This is a genomic window from Hoeflea prorocentri (assembly GCF_027944115.1).
GTDB classification, from domain to species: Bacteria; Pseudomonadota; Alphaproteobacteria; order Rhizobiales; family Rhizobiaceae; genus Hoeflea_A; species Hoeflea_A prorocentri.
The window spans coordinates 855,422-878,944 of the sequence record NZ_JAPJZI010000001.1 but is presented as its reverse complement, the minus strand read 5'-3'; the positions used below and the strand labels follow the sequence as shown (position 1 = coordinate 878,944).

Below are 23,523 nucleotides of genomic sequence, written 5' to 3'. Positions count from 1 at the left end.
AGTTTGAAGATCAGCAAAACGGCGAGGTTTCAAAGATGAAAAGAGCAGCCCTGAGAGTAACGATTGCGGCTGGCATGGTTGCCCTTTGCGGGTGGGCTTTGGCACAGGATGCCGCCGATAGTGTCGCACCCGAAATCGCCACCGGCATTTCAGACCGCGAAGCAGTCAAAACCAGACGCTTCATGGTCGCGGCCGCCAATCCCCATGCGGTCAAAGCCGGACGCGATGTCCTTGCAGCCGGCGGCAACGCCATTGATGCTATGGTCGCGGTGCAACTGGTCCTCGGCCTGGTCGAACCGCAATCCTCCGGCATAGGCGGCGGTGCATTCCTCGTCTACTACGACAGCAAGACCAGGCGCCTGACCACCTATGACGGTCGGGAGACCGCGCCAAAGGCCGCGACACCCACACTATTTCTGGACGAAAACGGCGAACCGCTAAAATTCTTTGACGCCGTCGTCGGTGGTCGTTCCGTCGGCACGCCCGGAACGTTGAAGCTGCTCTACGAGACCCACAAGATACATGGCAAACTCGACTGGAGTACGCTGGTAAAGCCCGCAATTGATCTGGCTGAGACCGGTTTCGAGCTCTCGGAGCGCCTTTTCAAACAGGTCAGCGCCGACGCTGAGCGCCTCGGTCTTCATGAGGAAACGCGGGCCCATTTTCTGGGGCCAGACGACCAATCGCATCCGGTCGGCCATCTTTTGACCAACCCCGCCTATGCCGCAACACTGAAGCTCATCGCAAAAGACGGGGCTGATGCTTTTTATACAGGCGGCATTGCAAACGCCATCGTTGAGACGGTCCGAACCGGCAACCCGGATAATCCCGGCGTCCTGTCACTCGAAGACCTCGCAAATTACGACATCAAGGAGCGCCCGCCGGTCTGCATCGAATATCGAAGCTTTGAGATATGCGGCATGGGACCGCCCTCCTCCGGCGCTCTGACCGTCGGACAGATCCTCGGCATGCTGGAGCCGTTCGATATGGCGGCAATGGACCCGGCCAGAGCCGAAACCTGGCGGCTGATCGGCGACGCATCCCGGCTCGCCTTCGCCGATCGCGGCCGCTACATGGCCGACAGTGATTTTGTCCCCATGCCGACAGAAGGGTTGCTCGACCGAGCCTATCTCGACGAACGCGCCCGCCTTATGGAGCCGGGAACGGTCCTGACGGACGAGGTCAAGCCCGGCATGCCGGCGTGGGATCATGCAATGCATCTCGCCGACGATGAAAGCATAGAACTGCCCTCGACAAGTCATTTCTCGATTGTCGACGCCGACGGCAGCGTCATTTCGATGACCACCACGATCGAGAACGGCTTTGGCTCGCGGTTGATGACCAATGGTTTCCTGCTCAACAATGAGCTGACCGATTTCTCGTTCCGTACCCACAGGAACGGCTATCCCATTGCAAATCGCGTGGAGCCGGGCAAGCGGCCGCGTTCATCCATGTCGCCGACGATCGTGATGAAAGACGGCGAACCCTATATGGCCATCGGATCACCCGGTGGAAGTCGTATCATCGGCTATGTGGCGAAAGCGATCATTGCTCATATTGACTGGGGCCTTGATGTCCAATCGGCCATCAACATGCCGCACCTGGTCAACCGGTTCGGGACCTATGATATCGAGAAGGGAACGGAGGCCGAGAACCTTGCCGGCCCGCTGGAAGCGCTCGGCTACAAGGTCAACATTCGCGATCTCAACTCCGGCCTCCATGCCATTGTCATCGAAGAAGATGGCCTTGTGGGCGGCGCCGACCCCAGACGTGAAGGTATGGCGGACGGGCAATAAACCCGTTCTCGCAAATCCGATTGGATAAGCAGCACTTAAGCCCTATAATCAGGGTCATGTTCTCGAATCCGACCCGGCTTGTCATTGCCACCCTGGCTTTTTTTGCTGCCGTCCTTGCAACGGGGGCGGCCTTTGCCGGATGGTTCAATCACAGCGCCGAAATTTTCCTAACCTATACAGCGGCGGGCCTGACCTGGTGCCTTTGAAACATGTCCGGCGGCCCCAAATTGACATGTGTCAAATTGGCCCGGTGACTCGGCGGCATCCCAGCCATAACTATAGGGTTGTCAGACGCACGGTTATCGAGTGACCATTCGCGGAGATTCAAAATGGTTGTTGTCAGAAATGTCCTGATCGCTTTGATTGCTGTTCTCGGCCTTGCCTTCGCATGGCTGGCATTCGAATGGTCTAAATCAGGTTCGGCAACGGCTGAAAAACCCTATGGGGTTGCCTTTAATCTGGTGGACCAAAGCGGTGCGCAGATAACCGAAGCGGCTTTCCAGGAAAAGCCGACAGCGGTGTTCTTTGGCTTCACCCATTGTCCGGATGTGTGCCCGACGACCCTGTTTGAATTGGATGGCTGGCTGCGCCAAGTCGATCCGAATGGCGAGTTGGTCAATGCCTATTTCGTGACGGTGGACCCAGAGCGGGACGATCACGAAATCCTTGGACAGTACATATCGAATGTGACGGACCGTATCGTCGGCATAACCGGCGATCCGAAGGACATCCGTCAGATGGCAAAGGGTTACAACATCTATTTCAAGAAGGTGCCGACTGACACGTCCGACCCTGACGGCGATTACGTCATGGACCACACGGCGTCCGTTTTCCTTCTCAACAATGGCGGCCGTTTCAAGGGAACGATCGCCTATGGCGAGAATCCGGATACAGCCGTGAAAAAACTGCAAAACCTGATCAAGGGCTGATCCCCGGACACCGGTCCTCTGCAGGTTCCATTTAAACACGATACGCACTAAAGCTGTCTTCCACGCAATATCGGGGAAGGCTGATACGTGAACCAGATACGCCTGTTCGTCACCGCCGGACAAAGAGAGTGCGCCAAAGCGCTCGACCTTCTGAGCAACCGCTTCGAGGATGATGGCTATCCGATCTCGACTATGGAGATCGATGAGGACACGGATATCTGGGAAGTTTCGCTTTACGCCGAGGCAGACCAGCGCGATCACCTTGCCGGCTCTGTTTCAGCCTGTCTGGAGCCGCTATTTTCCCCTCCCAGGCTCGAGATCGAGGAGCTGCCGGATATCGATTGGGTCGCCCACTCGCTGGAAGGTCTCCAGCCGGTTCGCGCCGGACGTTTCGTGGTCCACGGATCGCATGACAGGCATAATCTCAAGACCGGTGAATTGGCGATTGAGATCGATGCCGGCCGCGCATTCGGCACCGGTCATCACGGCACGACCGAAGGCTGCCTGGAGATGATCGATGTACTGGCAAAACGAAGATCGTACAGGCGAATTCTCGATCTTGGCACGGGCAGCGGTGTGTTGGCCATTGCTGCAGCCAAAATCACCGCCTCATCCATTCTGGCGACAGATATCGATCCCGTTGCCGTCACCGTCGCGGCGGAAAATGCCAGGAAAAATCAGTGTGCCGGGCGCATCGAACTCAAAACAGCCGCAGGTTTTCATGCCGATATATTTGCCCGGTCAGGACCATTTGACCTCATCGTCGCCAATATCCTGGCGCGACCGCTCATGGCGCTTGCCCCGGGTTTGAGCCGTAATCTAGCCCAGGGTGGCGATGTCATCTTGTCGGGGATTCTTGCCGAACAGCGCATGAGGGTGCTCGCGGCCTACAAGGCGCAGGCGCTCTATCACCGACAAACGCTGTGGCGCGACGGCTGGGTGACACTTCACCTGTCAAGATAGCCCATAAATGCAAAACGGCGCCTCAAGGGCGCCGTATTGGGTATGAACTATGCCAAGCGGCTCCCGATCAGAAGGGGAATGGCGACTTGGCGTTCCGGCGCAGCTCCTCGCGGGTAAAACCAAGCGAGTTCAGCGTTTCATCGTCCAGCGACAAAAGAGCGCCGCCAACATAACGGCGGGCTTCGACTTCGCGGGCAGCCGCGATGCGGTTAAATGCACTGCGGAAAAAAGACTTGGGCATGACAATGTTCCTTTCGATCTGTTTTCCAGTCTGGTGTTGAGGCTATATATACGCTCGGCTCAACCGGCCGGTTAGACTGATTTCCGCATGGTAGACCTGCATGGGGCGCATAAGCTGAGCCGCTTTCAGATCACGCTGTTTCTTGGGAGATTTCATGTTCCAGAATTTCGAAGACAAGGCTTCTGCAGACAAGGGAAAGGAACGGGTGGAGCTTCTGCGGACCAGCTTTGATGAGCTTGGGATTGACGGCTTTTTCGTTCCCCGCTCCGACCGCTTTCAAGGAGAATATGTACCGGAAAGCGATGCCCGGCTTGCCTGGCTGACAGGCTTTACCGGATCCGCCGGGATCGCATTGATCCTGCGTGATGAAGCCCATGTTTTCGTGGACGGGCGCTACAAGACCCAGGTCAGTCAACAGGTCGACACATCTGTCTTCACCCCGCAGGACCTCATCCGCACCCCTCCCCGCAAATGGCTTGAAGACGAGGCTGCAAACGGCTTGCGCATCGGCATTGATCCCTGGCTTCATACGATCCTTGACATTCGCGCCCTGGAGAAAGCCGCAGCCGCTTCAAATGCGCGCATTGTAAGACTCGAAGCCAATCCGGTCGACAGCATCTGGACCGACCGGCCCGCCAAGCCGCGTGGCGCAATCACGGTTCAGCCGGAAGAGTTTGCCGGCAGGAGCGCAAAGGATAAGCTAGAGGCAATATATTCAGTGATCAATCAGGCCGGTGCGGATTGCTGCCTTGTGACGGATCCATCCTCTGTCGCCTGGATATTCAATATCCGCGGGAACGATGTGCCGCACACGCCTCACCCGCTGGCCTTCGCAATCATAAGGCAGGATCAAAACCGGCTCTTCGCCGATCCGGAACAATTGGAACAGATGGCGATCGAACACCTTGCACCGCTCTGCCGTATCGAAGCGCCTGATGCCCTGGAAACCGCCATCCGCGACCTCGGACGATCTGACGTTTCGGTCATGCTGGACCCGGCGCTGACCCCTTGCCGCCTTGTCGATCTGCTGACGGAAAACAGCGGGCGCTTTGTCGAAAAGCCCGATCCTGCCCGGCTCCCGCGTGCCGAAAAGAACGCCATCGAACTCAAGGGCAGCCAGAACGCGCACAAGCGTGACGGCGCGGCAATGGTGTCGTTCCTTTGCTGGCTGGACCGGCAGCAGCCCGGAAGCGTCGATGAAATCGCAGCCGTCAAGGCGCTGGAAGCCGCCCGCCGCCAAACCGGAGCACGCCTTCAAATGCCCTTGAGGGACATCTCATTTGAAACCATCTCAGGCGCAGGCCCGAACGGCGCAATCATTCACTACCGGGTGACGACCGGCACATGCCGTACACTCGAAGCCGGAGAACTCTACCTCGTGGATTCCGGCGGTCAGTATCAGGACGGCACAACGGATATCACCCGCACGGTACCGATCGGCACAGTTACGGACGAGGAGAAACGCTTCTTCACGCTCGTGCTGAAAGGCATGATTGCATTGACCCTGATGCGTTTTCCCGAAGGCACACGCGGTGTCGATCTTGACGTGATCGCGCGAAGCGCCCTTTGGAAGGCTGGTGCCGATTATGCACACGGCACCGGACACGGGGTCGGCTCCTATCTTTCTGTCCATGAGGGACCACAGGGCATATCGAAGCGTGGGATTCAGGAGTTAAAACCCGGCATGATCCTGTCCAACGAGCCCGGTTACTACCGCGAAGGCGCATTCGGCATCCGCATTGAAAACCTCATCTACGTGACTGAACCGCAACCGGTCGAGGGCGGAGACACATCGATATCAGGCTTCGAAACACTCACACTGTGCCCGATTGACCGCCGTCTGATCGTGCCCGAACTCTTGTCGCCGGATGAACTTGATTGGCTCAACGCCTATCACCGGAACGTGCGCGAAACTCTCACACCGCTGCTGCAGGATGCCGATGAAAAGGATTGGCTTGCAAGGATGACGTCGTCAATCGCCGCGTAATCAGCCAAGACCTGCTGCGCGAAGCGAGATGATCGCGGCAGCGCCAATCAGCAACACCATGATCAGGTTGAAGCGAAGCGAGGCAATCGCAACGATGATCAGCGTGATGGCCTCGGCAAGGCCGTTGGAGACGGCAGCGGGCGCGACCAGTGTCGCAAGAACGGCAGCAGGAACAGCATCAAGCGCGGCACTGACCCGGGGCGGAATATGCCGGAAACGCGACAAAACGAGATGTCCGCCCACGCGCGTGGCGTAGGTCGCAAGCGCGCCGGCAATGATGATCCACGTGATATCGGACATATTATCGAACATGCTGCACCCCTTCCGCATCGGGCTCGATGGTTTCGGGTTTCTTGTCGCCGCCGGCCATGATTGCCGCCAGTACAATGCCGGCAATCGCGCCGATGCTCACATGCCACGGCGATCCCACGAGATGATGGGCAATAACGGACGCAACACCGCTCGCCAGCACGACAGGCATCCAGTTCTTGCGTCGCCGAAAACTCATGACCAGAACGAGGAAATACATCGGCAGCATGAAATCGATGCCGTACGCATAAGGATCCTTGATCAGCTTTCCGAAATAGGCCCCGATCGCTGCTTCCGCGGTCCAGGCAACGTAAACCGGAAGGGCCGCTCCCATATACCAGCGGAAACTCAGCCTTTGGCCGCGTTCATGTCTTTGCTCTGCCTCCGCAAATTGCGGATCGATCATAAAGAAGAAGGCAATCGCCTTTTGCAGCGGTGAAAACCCGGCCATTTTAGGACCGATGGACGCTGAATAGAGAACGTGACGAAAATTGACGGCAAAAATGGAAAGCACGATGATCCAGGGCGCAACATTGGTGCCGAAGAGATCAATGCCGACCATCTGGCTCGCACCGGCATAGAGCATCGCGCTCATCAAGACCGCTTGATAGACCTCAAAACCGTTTTCAACGGCAAGGGCACCGAACAGGAGCCCGAACGGCGCCGCACCGACAACGATCGGTAACGAGTCGCGCATCCCCTGCCGAAAATCCCGGTCGAACATCATGGCAACTGCAAACCCCGTTAATCCGAAGCACGGGCCTATGCCGCCAGCTTCAGCAAAAGCCAATTCAAGTCAGAGTTATGGTGATTAGGTCAGCGACTGCCACCTGTCACGCAAATTCAATTGATGCTTGGTTCAGGATCTCTGATCAATCGGTCATACACTTTCGGAGATCCTATCGGGTAAGTTGGCCCCCTTCCGCATCCGCATTGACGGTTTCGGGTTTTGTGCCGCCGCCGGCCATGATTGCCGCCAGAACAACACCTGCGATCGCGCCAATACTCACATGCCACGGCGACCCCACGAGATGATAGGCAACAACCGACGCAACACCGCTCGCAAGCACGACTGGCATCCAGTTCCTGCGCCGCCGAAAGCTCATGACCAGAACGAGGAAATATATCGGCAGCATGAAATCAACACCGTAGGCATGTGGATCCTTGATCAGCCTTCCAAAATAGGCACCAATGGCAGTCTCCAGGATCCAGGTGCTGTAAAGCGACAGGACCGCGCCCATGTACCAGTTAAAACTCACTCTCTGGCCGCGTTCATACCGCTTTTCGGCCTCCGCGAACTGAGGATCCACCAGGAAAAAGAAGGCGATCGCCTTTTGCAGCGGCGAAAAGCCGGTCATTTTCGGACCGATGGACGCCGAATAGAGAACGTGTCGAAAATTAACCGCAAAAATCGAAAGCACGATGATCCAGGGCGCGACGTTATTGCCAAAGAGGTCGATCCCGACCATCTGGCTCGCACCGGCATTGAGCACCGCGCTCATCAACACTGCCTGATAAACATCAAGGCCGTTTTCAACGGCAAGCGCACCGAACAAAAGCCCGAACGGCGCCGCACCCACGACAATCGGCAAAGAATCGCGCATCCCCTGCCGAAAATCCCGGTCGAACATCATGGCAATCGCAAATCCCGTCAAACTGAAGCGCGGCCCCTCGCCGCCCTCGGCAAAGGCCAATTCAAATCAGTGTTAAAGTGGTTAGGTCAGCGACTGTCGCCTGTCACGCAAAATCAATTGATTGATCTTTCAGGATATTTGATCAATCAGCAATGCGATTGAACCACTCATCCTCATCAATGACTTCGATCCCCAGTTCACCGGCTTTGCGCAATTTCGATCCCGCCCCCGGACCGGCCACCACCAGATCGGTCTTTTTGGACACGGAACCGGCTGTTTTGGCTCCAAGGCGCTCGGCCATCGCCTTGGCCTCATCGCGCGACATGCGCTCCAGAGAACCGGTAAAGACGATGGTCTTACCCGAGAACTGCGTGTCGGCGGCGACCTGCTCGGCATCATTTGGAGTGACCTGGGTCAGCAACTCTTCAACAATCGCGGCATTGTGCGGCTCTTCGAAGAACTCCGCGAGCGCCTGAGCAACCGTCGGGCCGATCCCGTCAATATTGACAAGGTCTGTCCAGGCCTCGCTTTCATGGTCATGCGCGGTCTCCATGCAATCCACGAAATTACGCGCCGAATGGTAGACCCGCGCCAGGATCTTTGCATTGCCTTCCCCGACATGGCGTATCCCGAGCGCATAGATAAACCGGTGCAGATCAACCGTCCGCCGCGCCTCAATCGCATCAAAAAGATTGTTGGCGCTCTGCTCGCCCCAACCCTCGCGGTTTTTAAGTTTCTGCAGCTCCGATGCCTCGTCGCGCTCGCGCAGCGTGAAAATCTCAGCGGGGTTTTTCACAAGACCGGCATGGTAGAATGCCTCGGCTTGCTTGTCCCCGAAACCGTCAATGTCAAAGGCATTTCGGGAGACAAAATGCTTCATTTTTTCAACTGCTTGCGCCGGGCAGATAAGGCCACCTGTACACCGCCGGACCGAATCCACGCGCCCGGTTTTCTCGTTGATTTCCCGGGTCGCCGGACTATCGCAGACCGGACAGGTCTCGGGAAATACGTATGGCTCGCTATCGGCGGGTCGGCGTGACAGGTCCACGTCCATAACCTTGGGAATAACGTCGCCAGCCCGGTAGATCGTCACGGTGTCACCGATGCGCAGATCCCTGCCCTCGCGGATCGGCTGGCCGTCGCTGCCTATACCGGCGATATAGTCTTCATTGTGGAGCGTCGCATTGGACACAACAACGCCGCCGACCGTGACCGGCTCCAGGCGGGCCACCGGGCTCAGCGCCCCCGTACGCCCGACCTGTATTTCAATATCCTGAAGAATGGTCGTAGCCTTTTCGGCCGGAAACTTATGCGCAATCGCCCATCGCGGACTGCGGGAGACAAAGCCGAGGCGCTGCTGGAGCGAGAGATCGTCGACCTTGTAGACAACCCCGTCGATATCATAGGCAAGACCCGCCCGCTCGGCCTCGATCAAGCGGTAGTGCTCCAGGAGGCCCTCCACCGTGTCGAAGCGTTTCATAAGCGGATTGATTGAAAACCCCCAACCATGCATGGCGTCCACCACACCAAGCTGTGTATCGGCCGGCAAACCGCTTGTATCGCCCCAGGCATAGGCAAAAAACTTCAGCGGCCTGCTGGCGGTGATCGACGTATCAAGCTGGCGCAAGGAACCCGCCGCCGTGTTGCGCGGATTAACGTAGGTTTGTTTGCCTTCCTCTTCCTGCCGCCGGTTGAGCTCTGCAAAATCAGACTTGGTCATGTAGACCTCGCCGCGCACCTCTATGACATCCGGTGCAGCACCGCTCAATTGCTGGGGGATATCAGCGATCGTGCGGGCATTTTCGGTAACATTCTCGCCGACGGCACCGTCACCGCGGGTTGCAGCCGTCACCAGCCGCCCACCTTCATAACGCAGTGCCAAAGACAACCCGTCGATCTTCGGCTCTGCGGTAAAGGCCAGAGGCGCCTCGGCATCAAGCTTGAGGAACCGCCGGACCCGTCCGACAAAGTCGCGTACATCCTCATCCGAGAACGCATTGTCCAGCGACAGCATCGCAACGCGGTGCGTTACCTTCTCGAACTTTTCAAGGACAGCGCCGCCAACGGCATCCGTAGGCGAATCCGCTCGTTTCAAATCCGGAAACCGCGCCTCGATGGCCGCATTGCGCTGCTTGAGCGCATCATACTGCGCATCGGAAATCACCGGAGCATCGTCGGTATGATAGTGCCGGTTGTGAAGAGCGATTTCTTCCGCCAGCCGTGACAGTTCCTGCTCGGCCTGCTCCGCACTCAGTGCGTCAACAGCGATCGTTTCGGCGCCCATGAGTCCCTACCCGTCAGTTTTTCTTAAGTTGCGTTGTAGTCTGTTTCATCACCGGGACAAGAGATGGATTTCGGGCTTTGCGGCGTTTGTAGCACTGCCGATCGTGTCAGGACTTTTCGGAGAGCAGCCTTCCGGCAGCCGCACGCGCCTCGTCCGTCACGGACGCGCCGGCCAGCATGCGCGCAATTTCCTCCTGGCGCGAGCTGCTATCCATCATGCTGACGCGCGTGGTGACCGCATCGCCATCGGCCGTTCCCTTGGCAATCAACATGTGCGTGCTCGCCCTTGCGGCAACCTGCGGTGCGTGGGTGACCGACAAGACCTGGACATTGCCTGAGAGCCGCTTGAGCCTTTTACCGATCGCATCAGCAACGGCACCACCGACGCCGGTGTCGATTTCGTCAAATACGAGCGTCGGTGCCGATCCGCGATCAGCCAGTGCGACCTTCAGCGCAAGAAGAAACCGCGACAGTTCCCCGCCTGAAGCAACCTTGAGTATCGGCCCGGGCCGGGTTCCCGGATTGGTGCGGACGTGAAACGCCACCTGATCGATACCGTCCGGTCCACCCTGGTCAGCATCGCTCTGTATCTGAACAAGGAACTCCGCGCGTTCAAGTTTCAGAGCCGGCAATTCGTCCATCACCGCTTTGGCAAGACTGTCAGCCGCTTCGTGACGTTGTTTTGAAAGAGCGAGCGCCGCAGCGTCATAGGATTTGCGGGTCTCCCCAGTCCGGGCATCAAGCTGCGTCATACGCTCTTCGCCCGCATCAAGATCGGCCAGCGCCGTGACCATGCGTTCCGCCAGCGCCGGCAGTTCCGAAACCGGAACACTGTACTTGCGCGATGCGGCGCGAAGCGCAAACAGCCTTTCCTCACAGGCTTCAAGTTCCCGGGGGTCAAATTCCGCCGCCCGGATCGCCGCCTCTGTTGCAGTCTGGGCATCCGACAGCTGGTGCACCGCTGCGTCCAAATTGGCGATAATCTCTTCCAGCAGTCCCGGCGCCTCTGCCGACTTTCGCTCCAGCCGGCGTAACAGTGAACTGATGACCGGCACCGGCGATCCCTGTCCGGACAGTATGTCATTCGTCTCGTTGATGTCGGCGGCAATCTTCTCCGCCTTCATCATGAGCGCACGCTTTTCAGCCAGTTCGTCTTCCTCGCCATCAACGGGCGACAGCGTTTCCAGTTCATCAACTGAATCGCGCAGATAATCAGCCTCGCGCGCTGCCTCTTCGACCCTCTTGCGGTGGTCGTCAGCGTCCCGCACACACGCGCGCCATAAGGTGTATTTTGAGGAAACATCCGCGGCAACCGCCTGCAGACTCGCAAACGCATCAAGCAGTCTGCGATGGGCATCCGGCTCGACAAGGGCGCGGTCGTCGTGCTGGCCGTGGATTTCGACAAGCATACGGCCTGCCTCACGCATCAGCGCAACACTGGCCGGCTGGTCGTTGATGAAAACCTTGGTGCGCCCGTCGGCACTCTGGGCGCGCCGGAAAATCAGGTCGCCATCGTCGTCAAGGCCGTTGTCACGAAGAAGCGCGCGAACCGGATGGTCTGCGGCAACGTCGAATACGGCCGTGACCTGACCGCGCTGCGCGCCCTGACGCACCAGTCCTCCGTCTCCGCGCGCGCCGAGCGCCAGCGAAAGACTGTCTAGCAGGATGGATTTGCCCGCTCCGGTCTCGCCCGTCAGAACCGACAGTCCCTTCTCGAAGCCGAGATCAAGTCGTTCGATCAGAACGATATCCCGGATCGAAAGGTGCGAGAGCATGGGTTTCTCTGAATTAGCTCTGCGAGCCGCCGATCAGCCTGGACCCGGCGCGTGTTATCCAGGATCCCCTGTTTTCCCTGGGTTCAAGACCCTCGGTCTGCAGGAGCTTGTAAGAATCGGCATACCACTGGCTGTCAGGGTAGTTATGCCCCAGCACCGCGGCAGCTGCCTGCGCATCCTGGGTAAGACCCATGGCGAAATAGACCTCCGTCAGCCGGGCCAGTGCTTCTTCCACCTGTCGCGTGTTCGGATAGGATTCGACAACGGTACGGAACCGGTTGACGGCCGCTGCATACTCCTTGCGCTCCTGATAGTAGCGCCCGATCTGCATTTCCTTGCCGGCAAGTTGATCGCGGGCAAATCTGAGCTTCACCTCCGAATCGGCCACATATTCGGATTCCGGATAGCGCTGAATGATCTCCGAGAAGGCGGCAATCGCCTTGCGTGCGGTACCCTGATCGCGTGTTACCTGCGGGATTTGCCGGTAGTAAGACAGGCCAATCAGGTAATAGGCATAAGCCGTATCCTCTGAATTGGGATAGAGGCTGATATAGCGTCGCGCCGAATTGATCGACTCCGAATAGCGACCCATGCGGTAATTGGCGAAGGAATTCATCACCATCGCCCTGCGCGCGTACTCGGAATAAGGATGCTGTTTATCGATCGCGTCGAATTTCCGCGAGGCCTCTTTCATCTTTCCGGCTTTGATATTCGCCAGTGCCTGATTGTACAGAACGTCCGCGGGCTCCGTTTCGATATCAAGCGCCGTAATATCGATATCCTTGTTGCCCTGGCAGGCTGTAAGCGTCACAAGGCTGCCGATCATGGCTGCGGCAAGCAGGCTGCGCGATCCCCGTCCGAGTGGAAAAAGTCCCCGTTTCAGCATTCTGGCTATCACCCCAAATTCACAACGACAGTATCGCCTGCGGCAGATCCTGTTGAGCATCGGGCCGAAGCCACTGATCAACACGTCCGTCAAGCCGGTTTCCGGCCGCCTCCGTCACCGCGCAAGCTGTCATAACGCCAAATGCATGATGACCGCAATGTCATGGCCATGTTTTGGTACAATTTTATGGCAGCATGCCGGACCTTTCCAGGCCTTGCGGCATTCGCACATAACAATTGGGTGAACGCGTGGAACTGCTCAGGTCCAGGGAGCGAACATCGGCCCGCTGACAGCGACAAGTTCCCCGCCACGCGGCTTCTCGCGCGGCTGCGAGGTCTCGACAACCTCATAAGCACTTGCATCGCTCAGCAACGCCTTCAGTGCCAGCGAGTTCAGCTTGTGACCGCCACGATAGGACCGGTAGCAGCCAATGAACTTCGCACCCGCCAGTGCCAGGTCGCCGACGGCATCAAGTGTCTTGTGGCGCACGAACTCGTTTTCAAACCGCAGGCCTTCAATATTGATGACCGAATCATCGTCGCCGATGACCACGGAGTTTTCCAGCGAAGAGCCCAGCGCGTGGCCGGATGCCCAAAGGAACTCGACATCGCGCATGAACCCGAAAGTGCGCGCTCTGGCAAGCTCTTTACGGAACGTGTCGGCGGTGATGTCGCCTTTCCAGGACTGCCGGCCGATAAGCTTGCAATCGAAATCGATATCGATTTCAAAACGTGTCCCCTCATAGGGAACAAACTCGGCCCAGGAGGCGCCGGCTTCGATACGAACCGGCTTAACAACGCGAAGGTAGCGCCGCTTGGTGCTCAAGATGTCAACGCCGGCGCGATCCAGCGCCTCGATAAAGACAATGGAACTGCCATCCATAATAGGCACTTCCGCACCATCGATGTCCACGATGATGTTGTCGATTTCCATGGCATAGAAAGCGGCCATGAGATGTTCGACCGTGGCGACACTCGCTCCGCCCGCATCACCCAGAACCGTACAAAGATCGGTTGCTGCAACCTGGGACGCGACGGCTCTGATATGATGCGTCTCGCCATTCTCGAGCGTGCGCTTGAAAACAATGCCGGTATCGGCCTCTGCCGGCTTGAATGTCACGGAAACCTTGGACCCGCTATGCACTCCAACCCCCGAGAGCGTAGCTTCGTTCAGCACCGTTGTCTGATAGCCAAAATAGTTAATACTCATACATTCAAGCCTGATATCTTCAGCCAAGATTATCCGAACGCTTGAGCCCCTTAACGCTGCCGTTAAGACCGCGTTTTATCTCATCTTTTTCGGAAAATCTTATTGTCCCGACTAAATCCCCACGACTGAAAGATACGTGCCGTCCAGAGACAAACCAAATCACGGTTTTTTACGGTTTGTAACGGCCAAATTATGAAATATCTTTAATGACTTAGAAGAATTTACAATCGTTAATGAAGCGTTAGCAAAGGGGTATATTTCGACCATATGATAAAAACCGGGGCAAATCACATGGAATCGCCCCGGTTATCTGAGTGGAGTGAGTCGCGGGCTCTCGCCGCTTACATGGCCTGCCGGCGCAGGAAGGCCGGAATCTCCAATTGATCGTCTTCCGACTGGGCCTGTGTTGATGGCTGGGCGCGCCCCTGATCGTCCAGGGCGCCCTTGCGCGGAGCATACATGCTCGCCTCCGCCGACAATTGACGACGTTGGCTCGGAGCTGCCGGAGCAGCTGCCCGTGGGTCCGCGGCTTCTTCATCTTCACGACGGCCAAGACTGTTTGAAATACGCTTCAACAGCCCCATTGGCCCGCGTTCATCCTGACTGGCAGCCGGGCGCTGCTGCTGATCGACTTCAGCCTGCACGACCGGCGGAAAATCCTCGATTCGGGGCATCTTCGGAGCAGGTTCGTGAGGCTGCGCCGGCGCAGCGGCGGCCTGAACGACCGGAGCCGGTTGAGCCGGAGCCTGAGCGACGGGCTGAGGCGCTGCCTGAGGAGCCACCTGCGGTGTGGCTCGGCTTTGGACAATCGGTTTCGGCGCATCGGACTGAGCAAACAGCTTGCTTTGCGGATGGAATTCCTCACGCTCTGCTGCCGGCTCCGCCGGAACAGCAATGGCGAGTTCCTTTTCCAGTTCGGCTTCGGCAAGCTGGATCGTCGCCTCAACCTGGTCCGCCGGCGGCGCAACTGGCGCGGCCGGTGCGGCGGGCCGCTGCGCCGGTTGGGCAACAGCCGGTTTCACCGGTGCCGTGATCTGGGTCGGAGCCGATTCTTCATCGCCCGCCTCACGATCGATGCCTGTCGCCACGACCGAGACGCGGATCAGACCCTCAAGGTCTTCATCGAACGTCGCGCCTAGGATGATGTTGGCATCTGTGTCGACCTCTTCACGGATCCGGGTTGCCGCTTCATCAACCTCGAAGAGCGTCATGTCGCGACCGCCGGTGATCGAGATCAGCAGGCCTTCCGCGCCCTTCATCGACGTCTCGTCAAGCAGCGGGTTGGAGATGGCCGCTTCGGCGGCAGCCATTGCCCTGGCCTCGCCGGAGGCTTCGCCGGTCCCCATCATGGCCTTGCCCATTTCGCGCATGACCGAGCGCACATCGGCAAAATCCAGATTGATGAGACCCTCCTTGACCATCAGGTCGGTAATGCAGGCAACACCCGAATAAAGCACCTGGTCCGCCATGCCGAAGGCATCGGCGAATGTCGTTTTGTCATTAGCGATGCGGAAAAGGTTCTGGTTCGGAATGACGATCAGCGTATCGACCGCATTTTGAAGTTCCAGGATGCCCTCTTCGGCAATGCGCATGCGGCGCTGGCCTTCGAAATGGAACGGCTTGGTCACCACGCCGACGGTCAGGATGCCCCGCTCGCGGGCCGCTTCGGCGACAACTGGCGCCGCTCCGGTTCCGGTTCCGCCACCCATGCCGGCGGTTACGAAACACATATGCGTTCCGTTGAGGTGATCATTGATCTCATCGATGCACTCGCGCGCCGCGGCACAGCCAACTTCGGGCTGCGATCCGGCGCCAAGCCCTTCGGTAACCGCGACACCCATCTGAATGACCCGGTCCGCCTTGGTCATGGTCAGTGCCTGGGCGTCGGTATTGGCGACCACGAAGTCTACCCCCTGAAGTCCGGCATTGATCATGTTGTTGACAGCATTGCCGCCGCCGCCGCCGACACCGAAAACGGTGATCCGCGGTTTAAGCTCGGTGATATCCGGCTTCTGCAAATTGATAGTCATGGTACCTCGTTCCCTTCTTAACCTTCGGCCGCCTGCCGCGTCGGCCGACTACACTTCAAAAGCTCTCTTTCAGCCACTGTCCCACCCGGGCAAAGCGTCCACCCCCGCCAATTGCCCGGTAGATACCCGCCCGCTCGGCGCCACGGCTCTCCAAATCGGCGACCTGCGGATAAATCATCAGGCCCACGGCGGTCGAGAAGGCCGGTCCCTTCGCAGCCGCCGGCAAGCCGGCAACCCCAAGGGGTCGGCCAATGCGCACATTACGGGCGAGAATCCGCCGCGCGGCATCCGCGATGCCGGTCAACTGGCTCGCGCCGCCCGTCAGTACGATGCGCCGTCCGACCAGAGGCGCATAACCGGACCGTTGGATGCGGTCCCGGATCATTTCCAGTGTTTCCTCGACCCGCGCCCGGACGATCCGCCCGATGAGCGCCTTCGGCATTTGCGCCGGCAATTCTGATTCTCCGTCGCCGATAGCCGGCACGGATACCGTATCGTTTTCATCTCCGGTCATCGGCAAGGCCGACCCGTGGACGACTTTCAGCCGCTCGGCATCTTCCAGGCGTGTGGAAAGTCCACGGGCCAGATCCATGGTCACGTGATGACCGCCAAGCGCAATCGCGTCGGCATGGACCATGCGGCCATCGGCGAAAACCGAGATCGTTGTCGTTCCGCCGCCCATATCAATACATGCACAGCCAATCTCCGCTTCATCGTCAACGAGAGCAGAAAGTCCGCTTGCATAAGGCGTTGCAACCATTGCCTCAACCGTAAGGTGAGCCCGGTTCACACACAGCTCCAAATTGCGCAGAGGCGCCTGCTCGGCCGTCAACACATGCATGTCAGCGCCGAGGCGATCACCATACATGCCCTGCGGGTCGCGGATTGCGCGTTCGCCGTCCAGGCTGTAGCCAGTCGGCAGGGAATGAAGAATGGCCCGGTCCGTCTGCTCGATCTGCGCCGCTGCCGTTGCCAAAACCTTGCGAAGGTCCGAGCGCTCGACCTCATGACCGCCAAGATCGATTTCAGCGGAATAGTGATCGCTGTGAAGCCTGCCGGCCGAGACGTTGATAATCAGTGATTCAACGTGCAGTCCCGCACGTTTTTCAGCCGTGTGAACAGCCATGCGCACCGAACTTTCAACGGCATCCAGATCAGCAATGACACCGGCTTTCACACCGCGCGATTTATGATGCCCGACACCGATGATCTCAACATCGTGTGTGCGTCCAGGCAACAGACGCGATTCTTCGCGTGGCTCCAGTCTGCCGATCAGGCACACAACCTTGGTCGAGCCGATGTCGAGAACGGTAACCACACTGGATCGCTTGGCCGGAAGTGCCCTGAGATAGGGAACGGAAAAAGAGGCTGAACGGAAGACGCTCATGAATTGCGCCCCTTTTTCAGCATCCGTTCGCGCGCTTCCAGGGCATTCTGGCGGCGCGACATCGCATCCTCTGTCAGACCGATCGTCACCCGATCGTCCAGGCGCAAATCCACCGACCGGATATCACGCTCAAGCAGATCCTGCTGAATATCCATACGACGCAACTTGGAGAGGGCAAATTGTGCGCCCTCCTCCGGCAACTGTACGGTCACACCATTGTCGAGACGGATATCCCAGCGCCGGTCCGCAACCCTGATATGAGCAAGAATACGCGGTTTCAGTTCCGGCCAGTTGTCAAGCAGGAGGTCGAACGCTTCGGCATTTGTCTCTGCCCCGAGGCCAACATAGAGCGGCAGCCGGGTGAAGCGTTCACTCGTCAGGGGGCCGATCACGTTGCCATGCCGATCGATAATCGAGAGTTCCGCGCCGTGCTGCCAAATGGCAAAGGCGCGCCGCTCGGCAAGCTTGATTTCAATCACGTCCGGATAGTCCTTGCGGACTTCCGCATCCAGGACCCACGGCAACTCCATGATGGCTTTTCGCGCCGACGCAACGTCAAGCGTGATCAATGAGGTATGGCCGTCGAGCCCCAGCTTTTGAATGACATCGATCGGCGACGTCTCGACATTTCCGGACACGTTGATGCCGTCAATGGCAAATCCCGCCGCAGACGTTGTGCTCTCGGTGAGGGCGCGAAGGTGCCCGCCCTCAACAACGCCATAAAGGCCGGTCATGGCAAACAGCGCGGCAGCGGCCATGGTTCCGGTATGCGGCGGGATAACGATATGGCCGTCAATCAGGCCGTTAAACAGGCGCATGGGCCGCCTAAGTATGCGCGGCAGGACAACGGAAGAATCGGCCGCGCCGCCCTCAAAGCGGTCTGCGGCTCCTTGCCGTCTCTTAACCCACCTGTTTTTCAACGCATACAAGAAGCGTCCTCCACCATCCAGGTCAGCAGTTCGCCAAAACTGTACCCGGCGAGTTCCGCGAGTTCGGGCACCAAGGATGTCGGAGTCATGCCGGGCTGCGTATTCACCTCCAACCAGATCAACTCACCGTCTTCCGAAAAACGGTCGTCAAATCTGAAATCGGAACGGCTTACGCCGCGACACCCGAGAGCTTGGTGCGCCATCAGAGACAGTTTCTGTATCCTTTGGTAAATATTTGGTAAAATTCTTGCCGGATACTCGTGTTTTGAACCGCCTTTTACATATTTTGATTCATAATCGTAGAAGCTGTGCCCGACAGGGAAGATTTCGGTGACGCCCAGCGCCTCATCACCCATGACGGCGCAGGTCAATTCGCGCCCATGGACGAATCGCTCGACCATGACCTGATCGCCGTAGGGCCAATCATCTGATCCAAGGCTTTGCGGCGGATGCGGGTGATCCTCTGCCACAATGACCACACCGAAACTGGAGCCCTCGGAGACCGGCTTGACCACATAGGGCGGCTGCATCGGGTGAATGAGCTCGATCTCCAGACGGTGCATGACCCGCTCGTCGGCAACCGGGATGCCAACCGAAGCGGCAATGCGCTTTGCCTGCTGCTTGTGCATGGCAAGCGCCGAGGCCATAACGCCTGAATGCGTGTAGGGAATCTCCAGATATTCCAGGATGCCCTGAATTGTGCCATCTTCACCGTAAGGGCCATGAAGCGCATTGAAGGCGACATCCGGCCTCAACTGCTGAAGGACAGCGGCAACATCACGACCGACATCCACCCGTGTGACGGTGTAGCCCACTTGCTCCAACGCATCGGCACAGGCATTGCCAGAGGACAGGCTGACGGGCCGCTCCGACGAGAACCCGCCCATCAGCACGGCTACGTGTTTCTTGCTCATCTCGTTCCCCCGGCCTCAGTTACCGTCTCGCACTTGAATTGAGTCGCGTTTCCATCGCACGACGTGTACGGGATGAAATCGACTCAAATACGGAAACTCTAAGGCCAGTAGAATCAGAGAGTTGCGCCCTTCGCAATAGGTTTTGCTGCAAAAGGCGCATTTTTGATCGAAATTGGCTGGAGCGTCAGTCGACGGCCGGAACCGAACCCAGCCAGCGACGCAACGTCGGAAGGCCACGCGCGACACTCCCTCCCGCATCGTCGCACCGTTGTTGAAGAAAACCTGCCCGATGGACCACACAAACATCGCGTCGATCAGCGTCTCCATGTTGCCGCTGTCGGCACGGGTATCAAAATGACCGATCTGCAATCCAAGAGAGCCGCGTTCATTCAGAAAACGCGTCTGACCACCGGCCAACCGTTGGGTGACGTCGTGATCCGTCGACGTTTCATGAAAAAATGTCTGACCCGCGCCGGCGAAAGCACCCATCAGAAAATAGTCGCGGGTGAATGCAAAATGACCACCGCCCGTATAGCTGCCGGAATAGGTGTCATCTGCGGAAACGCCGCCGACACTGTCATTGTCAAAGACGCTCTCGCCATCGAAATCCAACTATACATGCCAACTGTCGAGAACGGCACCGCAAACATCACCCCACCCCCGGGGAACGGAATACCCTCGATTTCGTCGGGTGCACCGGCCGAGGAATTGACCGCGTCACCTCCGCGCCACAGATAGCCTCCCCTTGTATTGGCTTCGAACACGACATCAAGATTCCGGGCAGGAATCCCCGTGGGGTCGGCTGTCTGCACAACCGCGACCGCGGTAATAAATCATATTATTCCAGACGAGAAATCGCGTGTAAGCTTTCGGCACTGTACAATTATCACGTTGCCTGTTCACAGGTTGCAGAACGCGGAAAACGGTCCGGATCAGTTGTTTGCGATCGCTGATCCCATCTGAGGCGCCACGAAGCGGCCCAGAGACGGAAGTTTGACGGCCCAACTTCGCCCCGCAGCGCGGTCTTCACTCGCCACGCGGGCTTCAAAAGGGTTTGCCCAGGGGTACCGGGCAACGCGCGCCCGCGCCTCCCATGGTGATTGCGGCGCGTCGTCGAATGCGCCGGCAAGCATGTCCAGCTCCTCATAGGCCTTTACCGACACGGCCCTGTTGCGGCTGAACTCAACGGCTGGACCCCAATAGTCGGTTGGCAAGGCCTCGACGCCGCAAAGGGCCGCAACGTCCTTGAAAAGATTGACGGCCGGCAACCATGCTCCACGTGTACGGTGGTGATATCGTCCGCAATTGGCCGCCTTAATATTGCCCGACCGGATGGCAAGCCAAAGCTGGCTGGCGGTCAGAAATCGATCGCGCGGCACATCGTGTACGGCAAAACCGATACCAAGCGCCTGTCGCGCAAGCCAGCCCAACTGAGCGTCCAGCAGCCGCCATTGCTCGCCGAGGCGATATTCACAAAGCCAGTGCTCCTCCCAGTGATCCACGCGGAAATAATCCGCAAACCCTACTCGCACCCGGGCCTCGATCCCGTTTGAGCGCAGAACACTCGTCGCAATCAAGGCAAAATCCCTTGAGGTCACGTTCAGATAGGCCGGTATGTCTCGCCGCGCCAGCAATGTACGGCGATCACGGGCAAATGCGGCGCCAAGCAATCGTTCAACCGTTCTCAAGGCGTGATCGGAATCAGCGTAACGCGCGTTGGCCTCGGACAAAAGGCGCGCGACGTCGTTATGAATCATGAAGTTTTCGAAAACATCGGCAAGATCGCGTGGCGTTGAAGGCAATTCGTCAAGCCGGTGACGGAACGAGCCCGGATTGGACCAGGCCGTGTGTGTTGCATAACTGATTTCCATGAATGTTCGCCCTTAAACTCGTGTCACTCAAACGCGAAATGCGTACGCAATTCAGCAATCCGTTAATTGCAGACATGAATTGGGGGCAGATTGAGACGACAGGGATCAAAATGAACGGCGAGCCGTTAATGAAAATTGTAAGGACAACGCGGGAACAAAAGACTTGCAAACCCGCAAAGACCGTCTGTCCGGCACATCGGCTGCAAAATCACGTTTTGCAACGTGTCCATATATCCACAAGACATCACCAGCCAGGTTGGAGCGCGGATCGTTAACCGGCAATCTTCCCGGGGTCGCCGCAATGGAATTCAATCAGAGGCACGAGCTTGTCGACACCGGCCTCAAGCTCCTTTGGTGTAAACGCACAAAAACCCAGGACCAATCCCTTGCGGGCTTCAGGCCCGGCGTAAAACTCTGACAACGGGGCAACCGAAAGCCCCTTGTCTCTCGCATCCCTTGACAACGCGACGTCATCGAAATACGGCGGCAATCCGACAATAAATTGCATGCCCGCCTGATGGTCTTCAATAACCAGCGACGGCCCCAGGCGCATTGACAGCAGATCAATGAGGACACGTCGGCGCTCAGAATAAACGCGCCTGACGCGCCGCAAATGACGATAGAATTCGCCATCCTCGAAAAACACCGCCAACGCACGCTGAGGCATGATCGACGCCTTGCCGCCGAAACGGTGCAACGTGGTGGTGAAACGGTCGATCAAAAGCTCAGGTATTACAAGATACCCAATGCGTAAATTGTTGGAAAATATCTTGGAAAAGCTGCCGGCATATATCGTGCGCGCTTCCCTGTCGAACCCGGCAAGCGCCGGGATCGGGCGGCCGGCATAGCGAAACTCGCTGTCGTAATCATCCTCAATGATCCACGCCGCAGCTTGCTGTGACCAGTTGAGAAAGGCAAGCCTGCGCGCCTGTGTCATCGCGCCGCCAAGCGGATATTGCTGCGATGGCGTCAAAACGACGAGGTTTGGCTTGCGGGGACCATCCAGCGGCGGCAGTTCGGCCCCTTCCTGATCGACCTCCAACCACAGCGACTGCATGCCCAGACTGACGACAAAATTGCGGATTTGGGGATAGCCGGGGTTTTCTAGCCCGATCCAGTCGCCGCGACTTGCAATAGTCCGGATGCAGATTTCGAGCGCATCACCCGACCCCGCCGTGATCAGCACCTGTTCGGGAGCCGCCTTCACGCCCCGCCATTGCAGAACATGCTCACACACCGCTTCACGCAAACGCCTGTCGCCGAAAACATCATCCGGCATTACCAGTGCTTCGGCTTCATTGCGGGCGACACGGGCAACGCACCGCGCCCATTGCCGATAGGGAAAGTGCCTCATATCCGGCGCGCCTGGATCAAACGGACGCGGTCCGCGGCGCTTTTGCTCGGCAGAGGCCGCCTTGCGCGGTTCTTCCCGGCGGGCAAATTCGACTTCTCCCATCTGACAGACCGCAAAGCCCGCACCCTGACGGCCTTCGATATAGCCTTCCGCAACAAGCTGATCGTAGGCAGTGACGATGGTCGAACGGGAAACGCCCAGTTCCACGGCGAGAGCCCGGGTCGGCGGCAAATGACCGCTCGCCTCAAAAGCTCCCTCGGCAATGCGGGCGCGCAAACCTTCATACACCTGCTGAAAGATCGGCATGGCGCTTGATCGATCTATTGGGACCGACACCGAAGAGCCGGATCCGGTCGTTATTGGTTTGTTCATTTCGAAGACTATTGGCGTGTTTTTACAGCTCAATTCTCGCATGAACACAGCACCCAATACAAGCTGCTGATGCGACGGCTGCAAACCGGCCACACGCTGAGCACACCAAGCGATGTATCCCCGCACCTGTCACAAGTCAGAATCGCCACCGGCTGCGATGCTCCGGTCGCCGTATCCTCACCCGGGCGCTACGGCTGACCGGCCTGGAGTTGGTTGAGCTTCTTCAGATTGGCGGCCCTAAGATCGGCCTCGCTGTGCCCGACATCATAGGCCGGCGAGAGAATCGGCTCGGCCTCGCTGATCGCGATGGAGACGAAGGCGGACATCAATGGCAGATAATCGCCCCATGCGTCGTCAAAAGCGGCAATCATGGCCGTGCTGGCCTTCGACTTGGAAATGATCGAACCGGTGCCGGTGACACGCAATGCCTTGCGCGCCAGGACGTCGAGAAAGCACACTTCAACCGCCGGATGCCTGCGAATATTGGCAAGCGTACCGGGTGATCTGAGGTTACCGAAAGCAATTGTCCTGTCGTCAATGATGACGAAGGTCGCCTTGGGTGAAACCGAGGGCGTTCGATCTTCGTTGACGGTCGCCACCATACCGGCCGGGTAGTTTCGGATCAGCTCGATCATGTCTGTGGTCAGCAATGTG

General features: G+C 58.1%; 20 protein-coding genes. 4 read left to right on the top strand and 16 right to left on the bottom strand.

Going from position 1 to position 23,523, the window contains the following annotated elements:
• Positions 1 to 35: 35 nt before the first annotated feature.
• The 3 genes from ggt (at position 36) to OQ273_RS04010 (ending at position 3,688) form a co-directional block, all read left to right on the top strand.
• Positions 36 to 1,796 carry a gamma-glutamyltransferase gene (ggt, locus tag OQ273_RS04020; protein ID WP_267989186.1) on the top strand — a complete coding sequence of 587 codons (1,761 nt, stop codon included), beginning with the start codon at positions 36 to 38 and terminating at the stop codon, positions 1,794 to 1,796.
• 329 nt (positions 1,797 to 2,125) lie between these two features.
• Positions 2,126 to 2,725, top strand: coding sequence for an SCO family protein (locus tag OQ273_RS04015; protein WP_267989185.1), 600 nt, complete (start codon positions 2,126 to 2,128; stop codon positions 2,723 to 2,725).
• An 87-nt stretch (positions 2,726 to 2,812) separates the two neighbouring features.
• Entirely contained in the window at positions 2,813 to 3,688 is an 876-nt protein-coding gene (locus OQ273_RS04010; RefSeq protein WP_267989184.1) for a 50S ribosomal protein L11 methyltransferase, read from the top strand.
• A gap of 67 nt (positions 3,689 to 3,755) precedes the next feature.
• Here OQ273_RS04010 and OQ273_RS04005 read toward each other — a convergent pair whose 3' ends face one another.
• Complete coding sequence (locus OQ273_RS04005; RefSeq protein ID WP_267989183.1) at positions 3,756 to 3,929, bottom strand: hypothetical protein; 174 nt, start codon at positions 3,927 to 3,929, stop codon at positions 3,756 to 3,758.
• Between the two features lie 154 nt (positions 3,930 to 4,083).
• On the opposite strand from OQ273_RS04005, the gene OQ273_RS04000 reads away from it, so the two are divergent.
• Positions 4,084 to 5,916 (top strand): aminopeptidase P family protein, encoded by a 1,833-nt coding sequence (locus OQ273_RS04000; protein ID WP_267989182.1) that lies wholly within the window; start codon positions 4,084 to 4,086, stop codon positions 5,914 to 5,916.
• Here OQ273_RS04000 and OQ273_RS03995 read toward each other — a convergent pair whose 3' ends face one another.
• The 15 genes from OQ273_RS03995 to OQ273_RS03925 all read right to left on the bottom strand — a co-directional run bounded on the left by OQ273_RS03995 (position 5,917) and on the right by OQ273_RS03925 (position 23,519).
• Positions 5,917 to 6,216: an AzlD family protein gene (locus tag OQ273_RS03995; RefSeq protein WP_267993020.1), complete on the bottom strand. Its 300-nt coding sequence runs from the start codon at positions 6,214 to 6,216 to the stop codon at positions 5,917 to 5,919.
• A gap of 1 nt (position 6,217) precedes the next feature.
• Positions 6,218 to 6,922, bottom strand: coding sequence for an AzlC family ABC transporter permease (locus OQ273_RS03990; protein ID WP_267989181.1), 705 nt, complete (start codon positions 6,920 to 6,922; stop codon positions 6,218 to 6,220).
• 202 nt (positions 6,923 to 7,124) lie between these two features.
• Positions 7,125 to 7,859 carry an AzlC family ABC transporter permease gene (locus OQ273_RS03985; protein WP_267993019.1) on the bottom strand — a complete coding sequence of 245 codons (735 nt, stop codon included), beginning with the start codon at positions 7,857 to 7,859 and terminating at the stop codon, positions 7,125 to 7,127.
• Positions 7,860 to 8,001: 142 nt separating this feature from the next.
• Positions 8,002 to 10,143: an NAD-dependent DNA ligase LigA gene (gene ligA, locus OQ273_RS03980; protein WP_267989180.1), complete on the bottom strand. Its 2,142-nt coding sequence runs from the start codon at positions 10,141 to 10,143 to the stop codon at positions 8,002 to 8,004.
• 106 nt (positions 10,144 to 10,249) lie between these two features.
• Complete coding sequence (gene recN / locus OQ273_RS03975; protein ID WP_267989179.1) at positions 10,250 to 11,917, bottom strand: DNA repair protein RecN; 1,668 nt, start codon at positions 11,915 to 11,917, stop codon at positions 10,250 to 10,252.
• Between the two features lie 13 nt (positions 11,918 to 11,930).
• Positions 11,931 to 12,803 (bottom strand): outer membrane protein assembly factor BamD, encoded by an 873-nt coding sequence (locus OQ273_RS03970; RefSeq protein ID WP_267989178.1) that lies wholly within the window; start codon positions 12,801 to 12,803, stop codon positions 11,931 to 11,933.
• A 258-nt stretch (positions 12,804 to 13,061) separates the two neighbouring features.
• On the bottom strand, positions 13,062 to 14,012 hold the full coding sequence (gene lpxC / locus OQ273_RS03965) for a UDP-3-O-acyl-N-acetylglucosamine deacetylase (protein ID WP_267989177.1): 951 nt from the start codon (positions 14,010 to 14,012) through the stop codon (positions 13,062 to 13,064).
• 341 nt (positions 14,013 to 14,353) lie between these two features.
• Positions 14,354 to 16,042: a cell division protein FtsZ gene (ftsZ, locus tag OQ273_RS03960; protein WP_267989176.1), complete on the bottom strand. Its 1,689-nt coding sequence runs from the start codon at positions 16,040 to 16,042 to the stop codon at positions 14,354 to 14,356.
• Positions 16,043 to 16,097: 55 nt separating this feature from the next.
• Positions 16,098 to 17,429, bottom strand: a complete 1,332-nt coding sequence (gene ftsA / locus OQ273_RS03955) for a cell division protein FtsA (RefSeq protein WP_267989175.1) — start codon at positions 17,427 to 17,429, stop codon at positions 16,098 to 16,100.
• Complete coding sequence (locus OQ273_RS03950) at positions 17,426 to 18,247, bottom strand: cell division protein FtsQ/DivIB (protein WP_267989174.1); 822 nt, start codon at positions 18,245 to 18,247, stop codon at positions 17,426 to 17,428. Before OQ273_RS03950 ends, ftsA begins: the two co-directional genes overlap by 4 nt.
• Positions 18,248 to 18,345: 98 nt before the next feature.
• Complete coding sequence (locus OQ273_RS03945) at positions 18,346 to 19,272, bottom strand: D-alanine--D-alanine ligase (RefSeq protein WP_267989173.1); 927 nt, start codon at positions 19,270 to 19,272, stop codon at positions 18,346 to 18,348.
• A 15-nt stretch (positions 19,273 to 19,287) separates the two neighbouring features.
• Positions 19,288 to 19,884 (bottom strand): hypothetical protein, encoded by a 597-nt coding sequence (locus OQ273_RS03940; RefSeq protein WP_267989172.1) that lies wholly within the window; start codon positions 19,882 to 19,884, stop codon positions 19,288 to 19,290.
• A 320-nt stretch (positions 19,885 to 20,204) separates the two neighbouring features.
• Entirely contained in the window at positions 20,205 to 21,143 is a 939-nt protein-coding gene (locus tag OQ273_RS03935; RefSeq protein ID WP_267989171.1) for a transglutaminase-like domain-containing protein, read from the bottom strand.
• 271 nt (positions 21,144 to 21,414) lie between these two features.
• Complete coding sequence (gene pdxR, locus OQ273_RS03930) at positions 21,415 to 22,803, bottom strand: MocR-like pyridoxine biosynthesis transcription factor PdxR (RefSeq protein ID WP_267989170.1); 1,389 nt, start codon at positions 22,801 to 22,803, stop codon at positions 21,415 to 21,417.
• A gap of 254 nt (positions 22,804 to 23,057) precedes the next feature.
• Positions 23,058 to 23,519 (bottom strand): pyridoxamine 5'-phosphate oxidase family protein, encoded by a 462-nt coding sequence (locus OQ273_RS03925; RefSeq protein WP_267989169.1) that lies wholly within the window; start codon positions 23,517 to 23,519, stop codon positions 23,058 to 23,060.
• Positions 23,520 to 23,523 lie beyond the last annotated feature (4 nt).

Excerpts from the sequence above, each read along its gene's own strand:
- ggt (WP_267989186.1), top strand. The coding sequence starts at position 36 with ATGAAAAGAGCAGCCCTGAGAGTAACGATTGCGGCTGGCATGGTTGCC.
- OQ273_RS04015 (WP_267989185.1), top strand. The coding sequence starts at position 2,126 with ATGGTTGTTGTCAGAAATGTCCTGATCGCTTTGATTGCTGTTCTCGGC.
- OQ273_RS04005 (WP_267989183.1), bottom strand. The coding sequence starts at position 3,929 with ATGCCCAAGTCTTTTTTCCGCAGTGCATTTAACCGCATCGCGGCTGCC.
- OQ273_RS04000 (WP_267989182.1), top strand. The coding sequence starts at position 4,084 with ATGTTCCAGAATTTCGAAGACAAGGCTTCTGCAGACAAGGGAAAGGAA.
- OQ273_RS03995 (WP_267993020.1), bottom strand. The coding sequence starts at position 6,216 with ATGTCCGATATCACGTGGATCATCATTGCCGGCGCGCTTGCGACCTAC.
- OQ273_RS03990 (WP_267989181.1), bottom strand. The coding sequence starts at position 6,922 with ATGCGCGACTCGTTACCGATCGTTGTCGGTGCGGCGCCGTTCGGGCTC.
- OQ273_RS03985 (WP_267993019.1), bottom strand. The coding sequence starts at position 7,859 with ATGATGTTCGACCGGGATTTTCGGCAGGGGATGCGCGATTCTTTGCCG.
- ligA (WP_267989180.1), bottom strand. The coding sequence starts at position 10,143 with ATGGGCGCCGAAACGATCGCTGTTGACGCACTGAGTGCGGAGCAGGCC.
- recN (WP_267989179.1), bottom strand. The coding sequence starts at position 11,917 with ATGCTCTCGCACCTTTCGATCCGGGATATCGTTCTGATCGAACGACTT.
- OQ273_RS03970 (WP_267989178.1), bottom strand. The coding sequence starts at position 12,803 with ATGCTGAAACGGGGACTTTTTCCACTCGGACGGGGATCGCGCAGCCTG.
- lpxC (WP_267989177.1), bottom strand. The coding sequence starts at position 14,012 with ATGAGTATTAACTATTTTGGCTATCAGACAACGGTGCTGAACGAAGCT.
- ftsZ (WP_267989176.1), bottom strand. The coding sequence starts at position 16,042 with ATGACTATCAATTTGCAGAAGCCGGATATCACCGAGCTTAAACCGCGG.
- ftsA (WP_267989175.1), bottom strand. The coding sequence starts at position 17,429 with ATGAGCGTCTTCCGTTCAGCCTCTTTTTCCGTTCCCTATCTCAGGGCA.
- OQ273_RS03950 (WP_267989174.1), bottom strand. The coding sequence starts at position 18,247 with ATGCGCCTGTTTAACGGCCTGATTGACGGCCATATCGTTATCCCGCCG.
- OQ273_RS03945 (WP_267989173.1), bottom strand. The coding sequence starts at position 19,272 with ATGAGCAAGAAACACGTAGCCGTGCTGATGGGCGGGTTCTCGTCGGAG.
- OQ273_RS03935 (WP_267989171.1), bottom strand. The coding sequence starts at position 21,143 with ATGGAAATCAGTTATGCAACACACACGGCCTGGTCCAATCCGGGCTCG.
- pdxR (WP_267989170.1), bottom strand. The coding sequence starts at position 22,803 with ATGCCGATCTTTCAGCAGGTGTATGAAGGTTTGCGCGCCCGCATTGCC.